Source organism: Microbulbifer bruguierae, from assembly GCF_029869925.1.
In the GTDB taxonomy this organism is placed as follows: domain Bacteria; phylum Pseudomonadota; class Gammaproteobacteria; order Pseudomonadales; family Cellvibrionaceae; genus Microbulbifer; species Microbulbifer bruguierae.
In genome coordinates this window covers 4,285,795-4,301,769 of record NZ_CP118605.1, presented here as the reverse complement: position 1 = coordinate 4,301,769, position 15,975 = coordinate 4,285,795, and the positions used below count along the sequence as shown (strand labels likewise).

Sequence of the window (15,975 nt, the reverse complement as noted above, 5' to 3'; positions counted from 1 at the left end):
AGACCATACCGTTTGTATACTCAGCATTCATTCAAATGGATTACCGTGCTGGCTGCAAGCGGGCCATGACCGGGTGAGCCGTCCTCCAGTCTTCAGTACGTCTGAACAGCTCGCCTGAATTTCGCATTCGTCCTCAGCCCCAGCCACACAATCCATAGTGCGACCCCGGCAAACACCAGATTTACTGCGAGACCCGCCCCGGCCAATGCGGCGCTTTTGAACAGCGCGATATGCACGGCAATCAGCAACGCCAGCAGCGCGGCGGTGGCGAACTGCAGCCAGGCGCTTGTGCGCAGTTCATTGTCCAGCCACAACCCCAGAGCAACGGCGACGATCAGCGGCAACCAGAAATAGCCGGCAGCACCACTGTGCAATAGCAGCGCCGCCAGTGCGGAAATCGCCATCGCCGGCGGCGTGCCCCACACCAGCCCGGTCCAGAGGTTATTGATGAAATCCCGTTTTTTGCGCTTCACCAGCCAGATATTGATACCGGTCACTGACACCACCGCCAGGGCGATGCCGAATACCACGTACAGGATCATCACCGGCAGGCCGCCGAAATGCCCGAAGTGCAGACGGTACAGGGAAAACAACACCTGCTTGCCGGGCTCGCCATCGGAGTAACCGACTTTATCCAGGAAATTCCCCTGCTGGTCGAAGCGATACTGCTCGACATAGATCAGGCGGTCAGGATGCTGGGCACCGAGCAGGATGTACTGCGCGGGGGAATTCGCATTCTCCACGTTGAAATAGATCGGACGTGCATCCGGAGCGAGCGTTTCCATGGTATGCAGCGCGCGGCCGACATCCGCCACCTGCACCTGTTGATCCAGCGTTGGTGCGGCCCCGTGAATGGATGCGATAGCGGCATCGCGGTCGCCGTCGAAAAACACATTTCCGAACAGGGTATACATCAGGATAGCGAGACCGAACCAGGCCCCGGTCACGCCGATCAGCAGATGGAAGGGTGCGCCCCATACGCTCAGACGATTGTGAATATCGGCCTGTTCGAGGTGCCGCGAGCCACCGAGGCGGAAATTAAACGCATCGCGGAAAATCCGCGGGTGCGCGAGAAATCCAGAGACGATCAGACTGCACAGCATCACCCCCACCACGCTGACGAGAATTTCCCCCCAGTCACTGGGTATATGCAACGCATCGTGCAGGCCCACCATGGAATTACTCCAGGGCGTGGCAATATCACTGCCGCGGCTGCCGTCTTCATTCAGGTAGTAGACCCCGCCGGCGGAGACCAGCATGCCCCGGGGCTGATCGTCCCGCGGCAGCATCATCAGGATATCTCCGGAAATATCCGGCTTGCGGGCCAGCAGTTCCTGGTACGCCGCGGTTGCCGCCGCAGGCGCCAGTGTCTGGTACTCCGCCACCGCTGGCTGCTCCCAGCGTTTCAGATAGCCGGAAAACACCACAAGGCTGCCGGACACACAGATCAGATACATCAGGAAGCCCACCAACAGGCCAACCCAGGAATGGCTTGCCAGGGAGCTTTTGACCAGTGCGGGAGAGAGGCTGAATTTCATCGGAAAAACTTTTTCAGGTTAGCCCCGCGGCCCGTAAAACCGTGACAGACCGCAAGAGCGAAGGAAGTCAGAACAGAGCGACGGCGCTCGCGATTAACACGACAAAGTGTACCGCTGCCGGCCGCAGGGGACGGGAATCAGCGCACTGCCAGTAAGCACCACAGCCCCACAACACCGGTGCCAGCAACATCGCAAAGCTCAGGGCATTGCCCTGTTGCCACGGCAGAGCGGTGGCCAGCGCGGTACTGCCATACAGCGCCGCAGCACCCGCCAGCGGCACCGCAGCGAGCAGCAACAGCAGGTGTTTGCCCAGCGTTGGCAATGTCGGCCAGCGCAGTTTGCCGGCGGCCAGCGCCGACGGGCGTTGCGGGCGTTGTTCACGGTTGTACCCGACCAACAGCCAGGCGCAGGCGGTGAGTGCAAGCAGCGCATAGCAGAGTCCCAGCTCAATGCTGGCCGCACTGCCGGCCCACAGGAAACCGGACAGCAACAGCAGACTCCAGCCCGCCAGTGTGCCCCAGCGCTGTAACAGTGACCAGTTGCGCCAGCTGCCGTACAGGCCCAGCACGCCAGCGCTACTCAGTAGGGAGGCAAAGATCAACCCCATCAATCAGAACTCGACAGAAGCGGAAAGCAGGAAAGTGCGCGGTTGCCCTAGCACCAGATAATTGGCCCCGGGATAACCACCGACCGAAACCCAGTTGTTTTCATCGCTCACATTCTGCACCCGCGCCTTCAGGGTCAGGTCTTTGTTTTCCACCTGGGTCAGGTAACGGGCGCCCAGGTCAAAACGGTTCCAGCTGTCCACCTGGATGATGCTGGCAGCGTCCGCGTATTGAGATCCGGTGTGAATGCCGCGGGCTTCCAGGGTCAGTCCCGGTACCGCCGTCAGATCCCACTCCGCATTGATGTTGAACTGCAGCTCGGGCGCGCCAATCGCGTCCTTGCCCTGGTTCAGTCCACCCGCAGTGCGGGTCATTTCCGCATTGAGCCAGGTAGCACCGCCAATCAGGCGCAAACTTTCCAGGGGCTGGCCGAATACGCTCAGCTCCAGGCCGCGATTGCGCTGTTCGCCATAGGTATCGAACACACCGTTTTGTACGTAGCTGCTGGGCTTGCTGGTGGTAAAGGCGCTCAGTGTGCCCCCCAGGTTGCCCGCGTCGTATTTGACTCCGGTCTCGAACTGTTCAGTCTTGTAGGGCTCCATGACTTCGCCGGCGTTGACCACCTCCACAGAACCACTCATTTCCGGCGCGACATCACCGGCAACCAGACCCTCGATGTAATTCGCGTACACGGAAACCTGCGCGGAGGGTTTAAACACCACAGCCGCCACCGGCGTCAACGCGCTTTCGTCATAGGAAGACAGGGCCGCGCCGGTGTTGTAATTGAAGGAGCCGGTTTCGATGTTCTGCTGACGCACCCCCAGGCTCACCAGCAACCGGTCATCCAGTAGTGACACCATGTCGGAGATGGCCACACTGGAAACATCGGTTTCCTCGGTCACATTCGGATCCGACAGGGAACCGCCGACGAAGAAATCCGCTGCCGGCTTCTCCACCGCGGTCGGATTGTACAGGTCACCTGCGAAACCCGCGAAGTTGGAGAAGGCATAGGCGTTGGCAGATTCCAGAGAATACGTCGCCACAGAAACCGTCACGGTGTGCCCCACCGAGCCGGTATCAAAACTGGTACGCACACCGGCCTCCCCGGACAACACTTTGTCTTCCCGGGCGTTGTCGAAGCGGTAGGCAGACGTCACTCCGTCCGCAGATGCACTGGGATTGGAAAGCACATTGGCTTCACTGCCGTCACGCATGCCCGTAGCAATCCATGCGGTAGTGGTCTCGGTCAGGTCGTACTCGCCACGCACTACCCCGAACAACTGTTCCTCATCGGTATAGGTCCAGGGCTGGGCGAAGTTGCTGTCCGCATCCGGCGCTTCGGGGATTTCGCCCCAGGGCGTAACTGCCGGGCGCGGTGCATCGATACGATGGTTCTGATATCCGAGATCCGCAGACAGACGCAGGCGCTCGCCGCTGTAGTCGTAGCCGAGGGAGAACACGCTCAGCGCACGGTCCTGGTCTTCAATTGCGGTTTCACCACTGCGTTCCAGCAGGTTCACACGGATACCGGAGCTGTCGGCGTCGCCAAAGCGGCGCGCCACATCTAAAGCGCCGTAAGCGTTACCGTTACCTTCCACACCCGCGGTAACGCGGGTCAGTGCCTCTTCCGGGGCGTGCTTCGGCACCAGGTTTACCCCGCCACCGAGGCCACTGCCGCCGGGAGCCGCGCCGTTCAGAAAGGCGCTAGCGCCGCGGAAAACTTCCACCCGCTCCAGCAACTGGCTGGCGACAAACTGGCGCGGCAGGATGCCGTAGACACCGTTGTAGGTCATATCGTCGGAAAACACCGGGAAGCCGCGAATCATGTACAGCTCCTGGAAATTACCGAAACCCTTGGCCACGCGCACGGTGGGGTCATTTTGCAGTACGTCCGCGACACTCACCGATTGCTGATTCAGCATCAGATCACCGGTGTAGCTGGTGCTGGAGAATGGCGAATCCATCATATCCAGGTTACCCAGTATCCCGGCGCGGCCGCCCCGGGCGACCTGGCCTCCGGCGTACTCTTTTGACAGCACTACCTGTGAGCCGTCGCCGGTCACCTCGACTTCTTCCAGTTGCTCTGCCGCACTCGGCGCCGGCGCCGTTGCCGGCGTTTCTTCAGCCAGCGCAGCACCCGCGAACAGTCCCACAAGCCCTATACCTGCGACCCTGATGGCGCGGCTCAGTTGATCAACAGAGAAAAATACATCCGACGTGTTGTGGCTAGAGGGCATGTCCGCTTCCCGTTATGTCTTTATGCGATGGATGATGATCCGGGCAATCGACGATTGCCCATAAGAAAAAGGGGTACAGCTGGTACTTTTGTACCTCTTTTAGAAAGTGCGCATACTATTGATAACTATTCTTATTTTCAAGTCCGAACGCGATTTAGTTGGGTAAATGCGCCAGAACGGGAATTCACACACGCGACGAAACTCACCGCTAAATTGCTTTAGAAACACACGGCAAGAGAAACATGCACAAGAAGAAACCTGCGGAAAGGAAAAGATCCGGAAGCACGAATGCGCCGGGATCGAGAGCTATAGCCCGGGAATAAAATCTACGCGCCTGCGCTCACGGGCGGATATCCGCAGGAATATCCAGCATGGTCGACACATGACTGATCTCTGAAGCCAGACTGGCGACCGCCAGCGCCTCGAGAATGTCCGCATCCGCCGCACCGGCGTCCCTCGCGTGATCGATATACCGCTCCCCGTGGTCGTGGGGCGTCAGATTGCCATGACGGGCTATTTCCAGCAGAGCATGCTCACGAGGTTCCAGATGGGCGTGATCCGGGTTGGTGCGGACCCGCAGGATTTCATGGGGGTCTACCCCCAGTTGCCGCAGCGCGCTGCTGTGCAGGGTAATACCGTAATCACTGTGCTCATCCTCAGCCACCATCAGCGCGATCTCCTCTTTAAGGCGCCGCGACAACCGACCGGTAAGCATGGTGTGCTGATAGCGCTCCCAGAGTTCAACCAGTAGCGTCGGATTGTTGGCGTAGGCCCGAAACAGCATGGGTACAAAACCGAGCTGCGCACGCACCTCATCGAGAACGCCGGAAACCCCATGCTCCATCTCATGATCCATCAGCGAGATTCTGCTCATCACATACCTCCTCACGCCTATTTTCTCCACCCCGAGTTCGGTTATTGCAAATCCGGTTGGCCAAATTCTGATACTGGATATAATCCCAGCATGCGAAAGATCATCCATTGCGACTGCGACTGCTTCTACGCCTCAGTAGAAATGCGAGACGACCCGAATTTGCGGGGGCGTCCCATCGCCGTGGGCGGTGCCAGCGATCGCCGGGGTGTGATTTCCACCTGTAACTACGAGGCCCGCAGCTTCGGTGTGCGCTCGGCCATGCCCACCGCACAGGCCAAGAAGCTATGCCCTGACCTGATTGTAGTGCCGGGCAATATGAAAAAATATCGGGAAGTGAGCGCTCAAATTCGGGAAATTTTCCTCGCTTACACCGACCATATCGAACCACTTTCCCTCGACGAGGCTTTTCTGGATGTCACTGACAGCGCCCATTGCAGCGGCAGTGCAACTCTGATCGCGCAGGAGATTCGCGCTCGGGTACATAAAGAATTGGGTATCACCATTTCCGCGGGGGTCGCACCGAACAAGTTCCTCGCCAAGATCGCCAGCGATTGGCAAAAACCCGATGGACTGACAGTCATCCGACCTGACGCAGTGGAAGAGTTTGTCCTTCGACTACCGGTAAAAAAAATCCATGGTGTGGGGCGGGTGACGGCGGAAAAAATGCAGCGGGAAGGAATCCGCACCTGCAGCGATTTACGGCGTTTTTCCCTGGTTGAGCTGGTGAACAAATACGGTAAGTTCGGCAACCGCCTCTACAATCTGTGTCGCGGTGTGGACAACAGACCGGTCAGTAGCGATGGCTCGCGCAAAAGTGTGAGTGTCGAACACACGTTTACCAGTGACCTGTGCAGCCAGGAAGAATGGCAACAGGAAATGGTCAACCTCTACGGTCGCCTGCAGGAGCGTATTGGCAATCTCGGTGACCGCTATGAAATCAGTGGCGCCGTAATCAAGGTCAAGTACACAGATTTCACCCAATCCACCCAGGAGCGCAGCAGCCGATCCGCGCGCATCAGCGAATTCAAACAGCTGTTACAACAGTGTTGGGACAGGCGTAACGATCCCATCCGTCTGTTAGGCGTCGGAGTGAAACTCAAGGATTTACGCGCTGAATTGGGCCCGGAGCAGTTACCCCTGCCCTTCCGGGGCAGCGCCCGCCCAACTGCCTGATGATCGCTCACTTTTCGGACTAGCACTGCGCCCATGGCAGAAACCTCTGCATGCGCAATGAAGCACTGCGCGCCAACCAAGGCCTATTTCCAGCGCCCCAACGCCCCTCCCTGCACACGGAAAAATTCGCCCCGGACTATACTCCGAACACGGTACTGAAAGCACTTTTGTTCAATCTATGAAGCGCGCACTCCCCAGCGTCCTGGTGGGCTGGTTTTTAAGTTATGCCCGTCGGCTGAAACACCCACAGCTATTTAAGTGGATGTGTGCCCTGTTTCTGGTGGACCTGCTGATTCCCGACCTGGTTCCCTTCGTCGATGAAATTTTGTTGGGGCTTGGCACCCTCTTCCTCGCCGCGTGGAAAAAAAGGGGCACGGATACTGGTGGAGAGATAACGGAAAATGAAAGCAGGAACGAAAAAGTGGTTTCAGGCACCGCGGAGAAAATGACCGATCGCCAGGAAGCGTCGGCGCGCCGAAGCAATCACGGTAAACACTGAGTATGAGAGTGGTATTCGCTCGGCAGTATTCAGCGAAATAACGTTAAATTTACTCGTTCAACGAAGTACCTCTGAGCCCTTTCCCGGGGCGTGATCTTCAGAGGATGTGCAACCGGGTAAGTGACATTGGGAATTGGAGCCAAGGAGGCAAATCCAATGTTTGCGGACAAGTTGTGCAGTCTCAGTGATGAAGACTTACTCGAACAGTATTGCAGCACACGCAATCAAAAAGCTGTTCGTGAAATTTACCAGCGCTACAAAGATCCCTTGTTTCGCTATTGCGCACAGACGTGTCTGCGACACTGCGTGCCTGTGATGGAGAAACTGTGGGGAATGCTGCTGGACAATCCTCCGTCCCCGAGGGAGCGGCAACTCAAAAACTGGTTCTATATCCAGATCAACAAACTGATGCAGTTACCGCAGGAAACTAGCTCAGAAACCAGTTCCGAACCACATGCTGCGGAAGAATCTCTGCGCGAGGCACTGGAGCGCTCGGATATTCTGCAAGCGATACAACAGCTGCCCCGGCGACAGAGAAATATTTTTCTGCTGGTGAACGAGTGCGGACTGTCATTGGCAACCGCCGCAGATATCGAGCGCATCACCCTCGCCCAGGGTCGACAGGACCTGGCCGAGGCCCGAAACCTGATCGCGTTCAACCTGCACGGGAGCGCACGCAAACCCTGGAAATCGGCGGATACCCTGGCGAAGGAAGCCGCCGAATCCGCGGAGCGGGAAGTGACCGCACCGAAAACGGAAACCATACGCCCCGCAGTTCCCTGGAGCAGCTGGGGAAAACGGCCCGCAAAACATTCGCCAGCCACACCCGCTACTGCTGATCGCTCTGTGGAGGTAGCACAAGTATGAACAGCAAACATTGGCAAAATGACTACCGGCGCGCGATCAATACGATTCGCTCACCGGCACTACTGGATGAAAAAGTCCTCGCCGGCATAGGAAAGATTCAACCCGTACGGGCCGAATCTGCCAAGGGGCACCGCACCCTTTCCAAGGTCGCATCCGGGTTCAGCGCAATTGCTATCGCCATTGTGATGCTACACCCCGCCCAGTATATCGATGCCGCACAAGGGCAACAGGCAGCACCGGCCGAAGAAAAACCCGGGGCCGAACAATACAAACCCACGCTCAGTCTCGCGCCGGTGAATCTGGATGGCTGGCACATTCTGCGAGCCGAAGTCGACGCAGGCAATTATGTTGAGCTCTGCGCGCAATGGCGACAACAGCAGCGGACTACCGACGTGGAGCCTCTGCCCAACGACCTCAAGGAACAGGCACGTGGCCACTGCCGAATTCTGCCCTGATACTTATCTACTGTGATGCTTATCTACAGTGATACTGGCCAGGTAAAAAAAAGGGGATCCAGCCTTGAACTGGATCCCCTTTTTAATTCCGCGTTTATTCCGCGAACCTCCAATAACCGGTCAGGTCGCAGCCTCGCCCATGGTAAGCACTACTTTACCAAGAGCCTTGCGCGCATTGATGGCTGCAAACGCCTGGCTAAAGTCCTCCAGTGGATAAACGGCAGTGGTCAGCGGCTGTAGCCGTCCCTCGTTTACATACCCGAGCAATTCAGCAAAGTTCTGCATGTTGCCCTTGGGATCCCGGCTCGCCCATCCGCCCCAGTAAATACCGAGAATGTCACCCGCTTTCAGCAGGGGCAGATTGAGCGGAAGGCTGGGAATATCCCCAGCGGCGAACCCGATCACCAGGTAACGCCCGCCCCAGGCGATGGAGCGATAAGCCTGCTCCGTAAAGGCGCCGCCGACCGGATCGTAAATCACATCCGCGCCCTTGCCATCGGTCAGCGCGCGAATACGCTCTTTAAGATCTTCACTGCTGTAGTTGATGGTTTCATCGGCACCGAGGTCGCGACAGAACGCGAGCTTTTCGTCCGAAGAGGCGCAGGCGATTACCCGTGCGCCCATCAGTTTCCCCAGCTGTATCGCCGTTACCCCAACGCCACCGGCTGCCCCCAGCACCACCAGGGTTTCCCCCGGCTTGAGCTGCGCGCGCTGTTTGAACGCGTAGTAAGAAGTCGCGTAGGTAATACAGAAACCGGCTGCCTGCGCAAAATCCAGTTGCTCGGGCATCGGCATCAACAGTTTGTGATCCACATTAACCGCTTCGGCAAACGCGGCCAGCCCGGGCATGGCGATCACGCGATCCCCAACCCGGAACCCCTTCACCGCATCGCCCACTTCGCGGATGATGCCTGCGCACTCACCGCCAGCCACAAAAGGCAATTCCGGCTTTACCTGATATTTTCCCTGCACCATCAGGCCATCGGGAAAATTGACCCCGGCCGCGTGCACCTCAAGACGCACTTCATGCGGCTTCAACGCTGGCAATTGCCATTCGCGGACTTTCAGGTTTTCTACCGGGCCAAAGGCCTCGCACACCAATGCTCGCATATTTACCTCCCGATTATTATTTAGTGCCGGATCAGACGATCTCGAACAGGCCCGCAGCGCCCATGCCACCACCCACACACATGGTCACCACAACATACTTCACACCACGGCGTTTACCTTCCAGCAATGCATGGCCGACCATACGTGCACCACTCATGCCGTAGGGATGTCCGATAGAAATGGCGCCGCCGTTGACATTGAGCTTTTCATTATCGATGCCCAGCTTGTCCCGGCAGTACAGTACCTGCACCGCAAACGCCTCATTCAATTCCCACAGGCCAATATCGTCCATGGTGAGACCGTTGCGAGCCAATAGCTTGGGAATCGCAAATACCGGACCTATACCCATTTCGTCCGGCTCGCAACCAGCCACCGCCATACCGCGGTAAATACCCAGCGGATTCAGGTTGCGCTGCTCTGCCAGTTTGCTATCCATCAACACCATGGCCGCGGCGCCGTCAGACAACTGTGAAGCGTTACCTGCGGTAATCACCCCATTGTCACGCACTGGCTTCAGTCCACGCAGACCATCGATGGTGGTGGAAGGACGGTTGCCTTCGTCCATTTCCAGCGTTACTTCCCGCGTGGACTGCTCACCGGTTTCTTTGTTCACCACAATCATATTTGCGGTGACCGGCACAATTTCGTCCCGGAACAATCCCGCTTGCTGGGCGGCCGCGGTGCGCTGTTGTGACTGCAGGGAATACTCGTCCTGCAGATCGCGGCTAATACCATAGCGCTTGGCAACGATTTCCGCGGTATCGATCATGGGCAGATAAATATCCGGGTGCATCTGCAACAGCGCAGGATCGGCAACACGGAAACTGTTCATCTGCTGGTTCTGTACCAGAGAAATGGATTCCATACCGCCAGCGATGGCCACTGGCAGGCCGTCCTGGGTAATTTGCTTGGCCGCGGTGGCCACGGCCATCAGGCCGGAGGAACACTGGCGATCGATGGTCATCCCCGCAACGGTGGTGGGCAGGCCCGCACGCAGGGCGATCTGTCGCGCTACGTTAGTACCGGTCGACCCCTGCTGCAGAGCGACACCGAAAACACAGTCTTCGATCTCGCCATGTTCTACCCCTGCACGGGTAACCGCCGCGGTCACCGCATGCGCGGCCAGGCTCGGACCTTCGAGATTGTTAAATGCACCGCGGTAGGCCTTGCCGATGGGCGTGCGTGCGGTGGAAACGATTACAGCTTCTTTCATTGAAATTCTCTCCCTCTGGCTCTTTTTAACCGCCGGATTAACCGTCGAGTTTCACACCAGTGCCCTGTGCGGCCTTCTGGATAAATTTAACGGTCTGATTCAGGCCGCCGACAAGTTCCTGCTGCCCGCGCTCATCACTGATGGCATCGAGATTGGCCAGAACGTTCTCCGCCGTCTGTTGCTCCGGGGGCAGGTAAATACCCTCGGTTTCCAGAATGCGTGCCTTGGCATAGGCTCCCGCACCAGCGCACAGAATAAAGCGGTTTGGACCGTCGTCCGCCACCAGCGCAATCAGGCCCGCGGTCACCGATTCCGGGGTCAGCAGTTCCAGCGCCTTGGGATCGGGAATAATGTCTTCGGTCATACGCGTGGCCGCAGTGGGAGAAAGGCAATTGACCCGGATGCCATATTTCTCGCCTTCCAGACACAGGGTATTCATCAGTCCCACCACACCGGTTTTGGCGGCACCGTAGTTTGACTGCCCGAAGTTGCCGTACAGTCCGGAAGACGACGTGGTCATTACAATGCGACCGTACTGCTGCTCGCGCATGATGTCCCACACCGCCTTGGTGCAGTTCACCGAGCCCATCAGGTGCACATCCACCACCAGCTTGAAGTCATCCATTGGTGCCTTGGCGAAAGACTTGTCGCGCAGGATACCGGCATTGTTCACCAGAATATCCACGCGACCCCAGCGCTCGGCGGCCTGCTTCACCATTTCCTGCACCTGCTGGTAATCGGTGACATTGGCCCCGTTGGCCATAGCCTCTCCGCCGGCGGCTTCGATTTCCGCAACCACCGCTTCTGCCGCCGTCAGGGATCCACCGGAACCATCGCGGGCACCACCCAGATCATTCACCACCACTTTCGCCCCGCGGCGAGCGAGCTCCAGAGCGTGGGATCGTCCCAGGCCATTGCCCGCACCAGTGACGATGGCCACTTTGCCTTCGAAAGAAATAGACATGCTTCTCTCCATCAAAATTTATTGTTTAGACAAACTGCATCACCAGCCATTCGGCGATCAGCGCTGGTTTTTCCTGCCCTTCAATTTCCAGAGTCACTTCAAGTTTGAGCTGAAACTGACCGGAATTTTTCTCGATAATATCGAGAACTTTCGCGCGTGCGCGCACCCGCTGATCCACTTTCACCGGATTGATAAAACGCACCTTGTCCAGGCCGTAATTCACACCCATTTTCACGCCGTCCACAGCGATCTGCAGTTGTTCGGCGAAAAAGGACAATAGTGAAAGAGTCAGAAATCCGTGGGCTATGGTAGTACCGAACGGAGACTTCGCCGCGGCTGCGGGATCGACATGGATAAACTGACGATCCAGGGTGCACTCGGCAAACATATCAATACGGTTCTGGTCGATCTGGAACCAATCGGTCGGCCCGGTCTCGCGACCGATTGCGCTGGAATAATCCTGCGGAGAAATAGTGATAGACATTTGAACTCCCTTTACTGAATGTTGATTAAAACGCGGAAACACCGCCATCGACCGCCAGTGTCTGGCCGGTAACATAACTGAGTGCCGGTGAACACAGCATCACCATGGCACTGACCACTTCTTCCGGTTTCCCCAGGCGTTTCATCGGACAACCCGCGGCAAAGATGCCATGCACCTGCTCTACGGTGGCGCCTTCGGGAGCGGTCATATCGGTAATCATCGGCGTGAGGGTATAGAAGGGGCAGATCGCATTCACCCGCACGTTGTGGCGGGCGTATTCCACCGCTGCGGTACGGGTGAGGCCGATGACCGAGTGCTTGGCACCGGCGTAGGCGGAAGACTTGGGCGCGCCGCCGAGACCGGCCATCGAGCTCACATTCAAAATAATGCCGCTGCCCTGGGTGCGCATCAGTTTCAGCTGATGCTTCATCCCGAAAAAAACGCCCTTCACGTTGACGCTATGCTGCAGGTCGAACGTCTCTTCCTCGACGTCTTCGAAATACTGCATCGGCGGTGCGATACCGGCATTGTTTACCGCAATGTCCAGGCGTCCGAAATTTTCCCGCGCCAGTGCCACCATCGCTGCACAATCGGTTTCCGACGACACATCGCAGGCTACGGCCTGTACCGCAACACCGGCATCGGTGAGTTTTTCCACCACTGGTGCCAGTCCGTCCTCGTTGATATCACCCAGCACCAGGCTCGCGCCACGGCGCCCCAGCTCTTCCGCCAGCAGCGCGCCGAAGCCGCTGGCGGCGCCGGTAATCAGCGCTACCTTGCCAGAAAAATCCAGCAGTGGATCAGGTCTGAAGTCCGCCATGGTTACAGACCTCCACAGGCGGTGAGTCCGCCATCCACCACCACGCATTCACCATTGGTGTAGCTGCTCGCATCGGATACCAGGTACAGCACCGTGCCGGCCATTTCTTCCGGCTCTGCATGGCGATGCATGGGGATATGGCCGATGGCCATGTTGTAGATTTCTTCGTGGCTGAACAGCGCTCCGGCAAATTTGGTTTTGGTCAAACCCGGCAGCAGCGCATTGACGCGGATATTGAACTGCGCGCACTCCTTGGCAAATGCTTTGGTCATGTTCACTACCGCAGCCTTGGTAATGGAGTAAATACCCTGGCCGACACCGGGCTGCAGTGCATTGATGGAGGCGGTATTGACGATGCAACCACCACCGTTTTCCCGCATCAGCTTGCCCGCTTCCACAGACATGAAGAAATAACCGCGGATATTTACGTCCACGGTTTTCTGAAAAGCACTCAGATCCGTATCCAGGATGTGGCCGAAATACGGATTGGTGGCGGCGTTGTTGACCAGAATATCCAGCTTGCCGTACTGGCTGCGGATATGGCTGAAGGTCCGGGAGATATCGTCCATATTGCCGATATGGCAGGCCAGCGCTTCGGCCTTGCCACCGGCGTCGGTGATCGCATCCGCCACTGCCTGACAGTCTTCGATCTTGCGGCTGGAAACCAGCACATGGGCACCCTGCTCCGCCAGTAATTTGGCAATGGCTTCACCGATGCCGCGACTGGCGCCGGTGACCAGCGCGATTTTTCCACTCAGATCAAACAGATTGGTCGCCATAAAAATTCTCCCAACGATCTATTGTTTTTTATTCACTTTGCTATTTATTAACTTTCTTTCTCGATAACACCCAGTGCGAGCATCGCCAGTGGCTCCACAAAGGCACCAAGTTTGGCCGCATTCTTGCTCGACGCATTGCCGTCCTGCGCGCGCTTGGCCACACCCTGGATAATTGCCGCCAGCCGGAAAAAGCTGAAGGCCAGGTAAAAGGCCCAGTTATCGATGCCGGCAATCCCCATACGCTCACAGTAGCGCGCCACATAGTCACGCTCGCTGGGGATGCCGAGAGCGGAGCGATTCACCCCCATCAACCCGGAAATATTTCCACCGTCTGCCGGCATACGCAGTTGCATGCACTGGTAAGCCAGGTCAGCAAACGGATGTCCGAGGGTGGACAGTTCCCAGTCCAGTACCGCGATAGCACGGGACTCGGTGGGGTGGAACATGATGTTGTCGAGGCGGTAATCCCCGTGCACCAGGGACACACGGCCATCGTCTGGCGGCAGATTTTCACCCAGCCACTGGATCAGCGTGTCCATCGCGGCAATTTTTTGCAGTTCCGATGCGCGATACTGTTCCTGCCAGCGGCCGAACTGCCGCTCGAAATAATTGCCCGGACGACCGTAATCGGACAAACCCACGGCGTCCACATCCACACTGTGTAATGCAGCCAGCACACGGTTCATTTCTTCATAAAAATCCGTGCGCTGCTGGTTGTCGAGTTCCGGCAGGGCCGCGTCCCAGAAGATGCGCCCCTCGCAGTATTCCATCAGATAAAACATGGAGCCGATTACATCGCGGTCTTCGCACAGGTGCAGAACACGGGGCACCGGCACGCCGGTATCCGCCAGTGCCTGCATCACACGAAATTCCCGGTCTACGGCGTGGGCGGACTTCAACAGTTTTCCCGGCGGCTGGCGACGCAATACGAAAGTACCGGCAGAGGTGTGCAACTGGAACGTCGGGTTGGACTGGCCACCGGAAAATTTACTGGCACGAACAGCGCCGTCAAAACCCGGCAACTTGTCTTTCAGCTTTTCTTTCAGGTAGGCGCTCAGACGTTCGGTATCCAACTGGTCAACCTGCGGTACCGGCGCTTCGGTTACATCCCCCATTTACACGCCCTCACTGCCGTAGGCCGCCGCCAGGTTGCGCCCCAGTTGCATCATGTGCACCTGGTCCGGGCCGTCGGCGAGGCGAATCGTACGCGCGTAGGCGTAGGCTCTGGCAAGATTGAAATCCTGACCAAGGCCGGCGGCGCCGTGAATCTGAATCGCGCGATCAATCACATTGCACGCCATCTGCGGAGCAACGATCTTGATCATGGAAATCAACTCCCGTGCCGCCTTGTTGCCGTGGCGATCCATCTGGTCCGCCGCTTTCAGTGTGAGCAGGCGCGCCTGTTCGATTTCACAGGCAGACTTCGCAATGTCTTCCCGCACCGAACCCTGTTTGCTCATGGGGCGGCCGAATACCACACGCTGCTCTGCACGCGCGGCCATCAATTCCAGTGCGCGCTGTGCCTGGCCGATCAGGCGCATGCAGTGGTGAATGCGGCCCGGACCGAGGCGCCCCTGGGCGATTTCAAAACCGCGCCCTTCTCCGAGAATCAGGTTTTCCGCCGGCACCCGCACATTGTCGAAAATAATTTCCCCGTGACCTTCCGGCGCATCGTCGTAGCCGAATACGGTCATGGGGCGAATCACGTTGACCCCCGGCGTATTCATCGGCACCAGAATCTGTGACTGCTGGCGATAGCGGTCGCTGCTGTCCGGTGCGGTTTTACCCATCACAATCATGATTTCGCAGCGGCGATTGAGCGCGCCGCTGATATAAAACTTGTGACCGTTGATCACGTAGTCATCGCCATCGCGCACAATCGACGTTTCGATATTGGTGGCGTCGCTGGAGGCGACTTTCGGCTCGGTCATGGCGAAGGCGGAGCGAATTTCTCCCGCCAGAAGTGGCTTCAGCCAGCGCTCCTGTTGCGCGGGGGAACCGTACTGGGTCAGCACTTCCATATTGCCGGTGTCCGGCGCGCTGCAGTTGAACACCTCGGACGAAAACAGCACCCGGCCCATTTCCTCCGCCAGCGGCGCATATTCCAGATTGGTGAGCCCTGCACCAAACTCGGTGCCCGGCATAAACAGATTCCACAGCCCGGCATCCTGCGCCTTGCGCTTGAGCGCCTCCATCACCGGAGGCTCACCCCAGCGGTCTTCTTCCAGCTGCTGGTAATAGGTCTGTTCCGCGGGGAGGACTTCCTCTGTCATAAACTGCCGCAGGCGTTGCAACAGATCCTGTACTTTGGGGGAATATTCGAAATTCATTGGCTGCCCTTGCATTTGTCGTTTTCA

At 57.7% G+C, this 15,975-nt stretch carries 16 protein-coding genes; 4 read left to right on the top strand and 12 right to left on the bottom strand.

The window, feature by feature from the left end; translation table 11 throughout:
- Positions 1 to 92: 92 nt before the first annotated feature.
- The 4 genes from PVT68_RS17550 to PVT68_RS17535 form a co-directional block, all read right to left on the bottom strand.
- Positions 93 to 1,538 (bottom strand): PepSY-associated TM helix domain-containing protein, encoded by a 1,446-nt coding sequence (locus PVT68_RS17550; protein ID WP_280320378.1) that lies wholly within the window; start codon positions 1,536 to 1,538, stop codon positions 93 to 95.
- Positions 1,539 to 1,605: 67 nt separating this feature from the next.
- Positions 1,606 to 2,145, bottom strand: coding sequence for a hypothetical protein (locus PVT68_RS17545; protein WP_280320377.1), 540 nt, complete (start codon positions 2,143 to 2,145; stop codon positions 1,606 to 1,608).
- Positions 2,146 to 2,148: 3 nt separating this feature from the next.
- Positions 2,149 to 4,380, bottom strand: coding sequence for a TonB-dependent receptor (locus PVT68_RS17540; protein WP_280320375.1), 2,232 nt, complete (start codon positions 4,378 to 4,380; stop codon positions 2,149 to 2,151).
- Between the two features lie 340 nt (positions 4,381 to 4,720).
- On the bottom strand, positions 4,721 to 5,254 hold the full coding sequence (locus PVT68_RS17535; RefSeq protein ID WP_280320373.1) for a carboxymuconolactone decarboxylase family protein: 534 nt from the start codon (positions 5,252 to 5,254) through the stop codon (positions 4,721 to 4,723).
- A gap of 90 nt (positions 5,255 to 5,344) precedes the next feature.
- Here PVT68_RS17535 and dinB point away from each other — a divergent pair, with 90 nt between their 5' ends.
- The 4 genes from dinB to PVT68_RS17515 all read left to right on the top strand — a co-directional run bounded on the left by dinB (position 5,345) and on the right by PVT68_RS17515 (position 8,248).
- The gene (gene dinB, locus PVT68_RS17530; RefSeq protein ID WP_280320371.1) at positions 5,345 to 6,427 is read left to right on the top strand and encodes a DNA polymerase IV; all 1,083 of its coding nucleotides are present in this window, start codon (positions 5,345 to 5,347) and stop codon (positions 6,425 to 6,427) included.
- 178 nt (positions 6,428 to 6,605) lie between these two features.
- Complete coding sequence (locus PVT68_RS17525) at positions 6,606 to 6,926, top strand: DUF6116 family protein (RefSeq protein WP_280320370.1); 321 nt, start codon at positions 6,606 to 6,608, stop codon at positions 6,924 to 6,926.
- A 156-nt stretch (positions 6,927 to 7,082) separates the two neighbouring features.
- Positions 7,083 to 7,793, top strand: a complete 711-nt coding sequence (locus PVT68_RS17520; protein WP_280320368.1) for an RNA polymerase sigma factor — start codon at positions 7,083 to 7,085, stop codon at positions 7,791 to 7,793.
- Positions 7,790 to 8,248 carry a hypothetical protein gene (locus tag PVT68_RS17515; RefSeq protein ID WP_280320367.1) on the top strand — a complete coding sequence of 153 codons (459 nt, stop codon included), beginning with the start codon at positions 7,790 to 7,792 and terminating at the stop codon, positions 8,246 to 8,248. The genes PVT68_RS17520 and PVT68_RS17515 overlap by 4 nt, the downstream gene beginning before the upstream one ends.
- A gap of 120 nt (positions 8,249 to 8,368) precedes the next feature.
- On the opposite strand, the gene PVT68_RS17510 is transcribed toward PVT68_RS17515, so the two are convergent.
- From PVT68_RS17510 to PVT68_RS17475, 8 genes are read right to left on the bottom strand one after another with little or no spacing between them, the layout of a single operon-like run.
- Entirely contained in the window at positions 8,369 to 9,358 is a 990-nt protein-coding gene (locus PVT68_RS17510; protein WP_280320365.1) for an NADPH:quinone oxidoreductase family protein, read from the bottom strand.
- A 31-nt stretch (positions 9,359 to 9,389) separates the two neighbouring features.
- Positions 9,390 to 10,571, bottom strand: coding sequence for an acetyl-CoA C-acyltransferase (locus PVT68_RS17505; RefSeq protein ID WP_280320364.1), 1,182 nt, complete (start codon positions 10,569 to 10,571; stop codon positions 9,390 to 9,392).
- Between the two features lie 37 nt (positions 10,572 to 10,608).
- The gene (locus PVT68_RS17500) at positions 10,609 to 11,535 is read right to left on the bottom strand and encodes an SDR family NAD(P)-dependent oxidoreductase (RefSeq protein ID WP_280320362.1); all 927 of its coding nucleotides are present in this window, start codon (positions 11,533 to 11,535) and stop codon (positions 10,609 to 10,611) included.
- A 25-nt stretch (positions 11,536 to 11,560) separates the two neighbouring features.
- Positions 11,561 to 12,019, bottom strand: a complete 459-nt coding sequence (locus PVT68_RS17495) for a MaoC family dehydratase (protein ID WP_280320361.1) — start codon at positions 12,017 to 12,019, stop codon at positions 11,561 to 11,563.
- Positions 12,020 to 12,044: 25 nt separating this feature from the next.
- The gene (locus PVT68_RS17490; RefSeq protein ID WP_280320359.1) at positions 12,045 to 12,839 is read right to left on the bottom strand and encodes an SDR family NAD(P)-dependent oxidoreductase; all 795 of its coding nucleotides are present in this window, start codon (positions 12,837 to 12,839) and stop codon (positions 12,045 to 12,047) included.
- 2 nt (positions 12,840 to 12,841) lie between these two features.
- Positions 12,842 to 13,618 carry an SDR family oxidoreductase gene (locus PVT68_RS17485; RefSeq protein ID WP_280320357.1) on the bottom strand — a complete coding sequence of 259 codons (777 nt, stop codon included), beginning with the start codon at positions 13,616 to 13,618 and terminating at the stop codon, positions 12,842 to 12,844.
- Between the two features lie 47 nt (positions 13,619 to 13,665).
- Positions 13,666 to 14,733, bottom strand: a complete 1,068-nt coding sequence (locus tag PVT68_RS17480; RefSeq protein WP_280320355.1) for a phosphotransferase — start codon at positions 14,731 to 14,733, stop codon at positions 13,666 to 13,668.
- On the bottom strand, positions 14,734 to 15,948 hold the full coding sequence (locus PVT68_RS17475) for an acyl-CoA dehydrogenase family protein (RefSeq protein ID WP_280320353.1): 1,215 nt from the start codon (positions 15,946 to 15,948) through the stop codon (positions 14,734 to 14,736).
- Positions 15,949 to 15,975 lie beyond the last annotated feature (27 nt).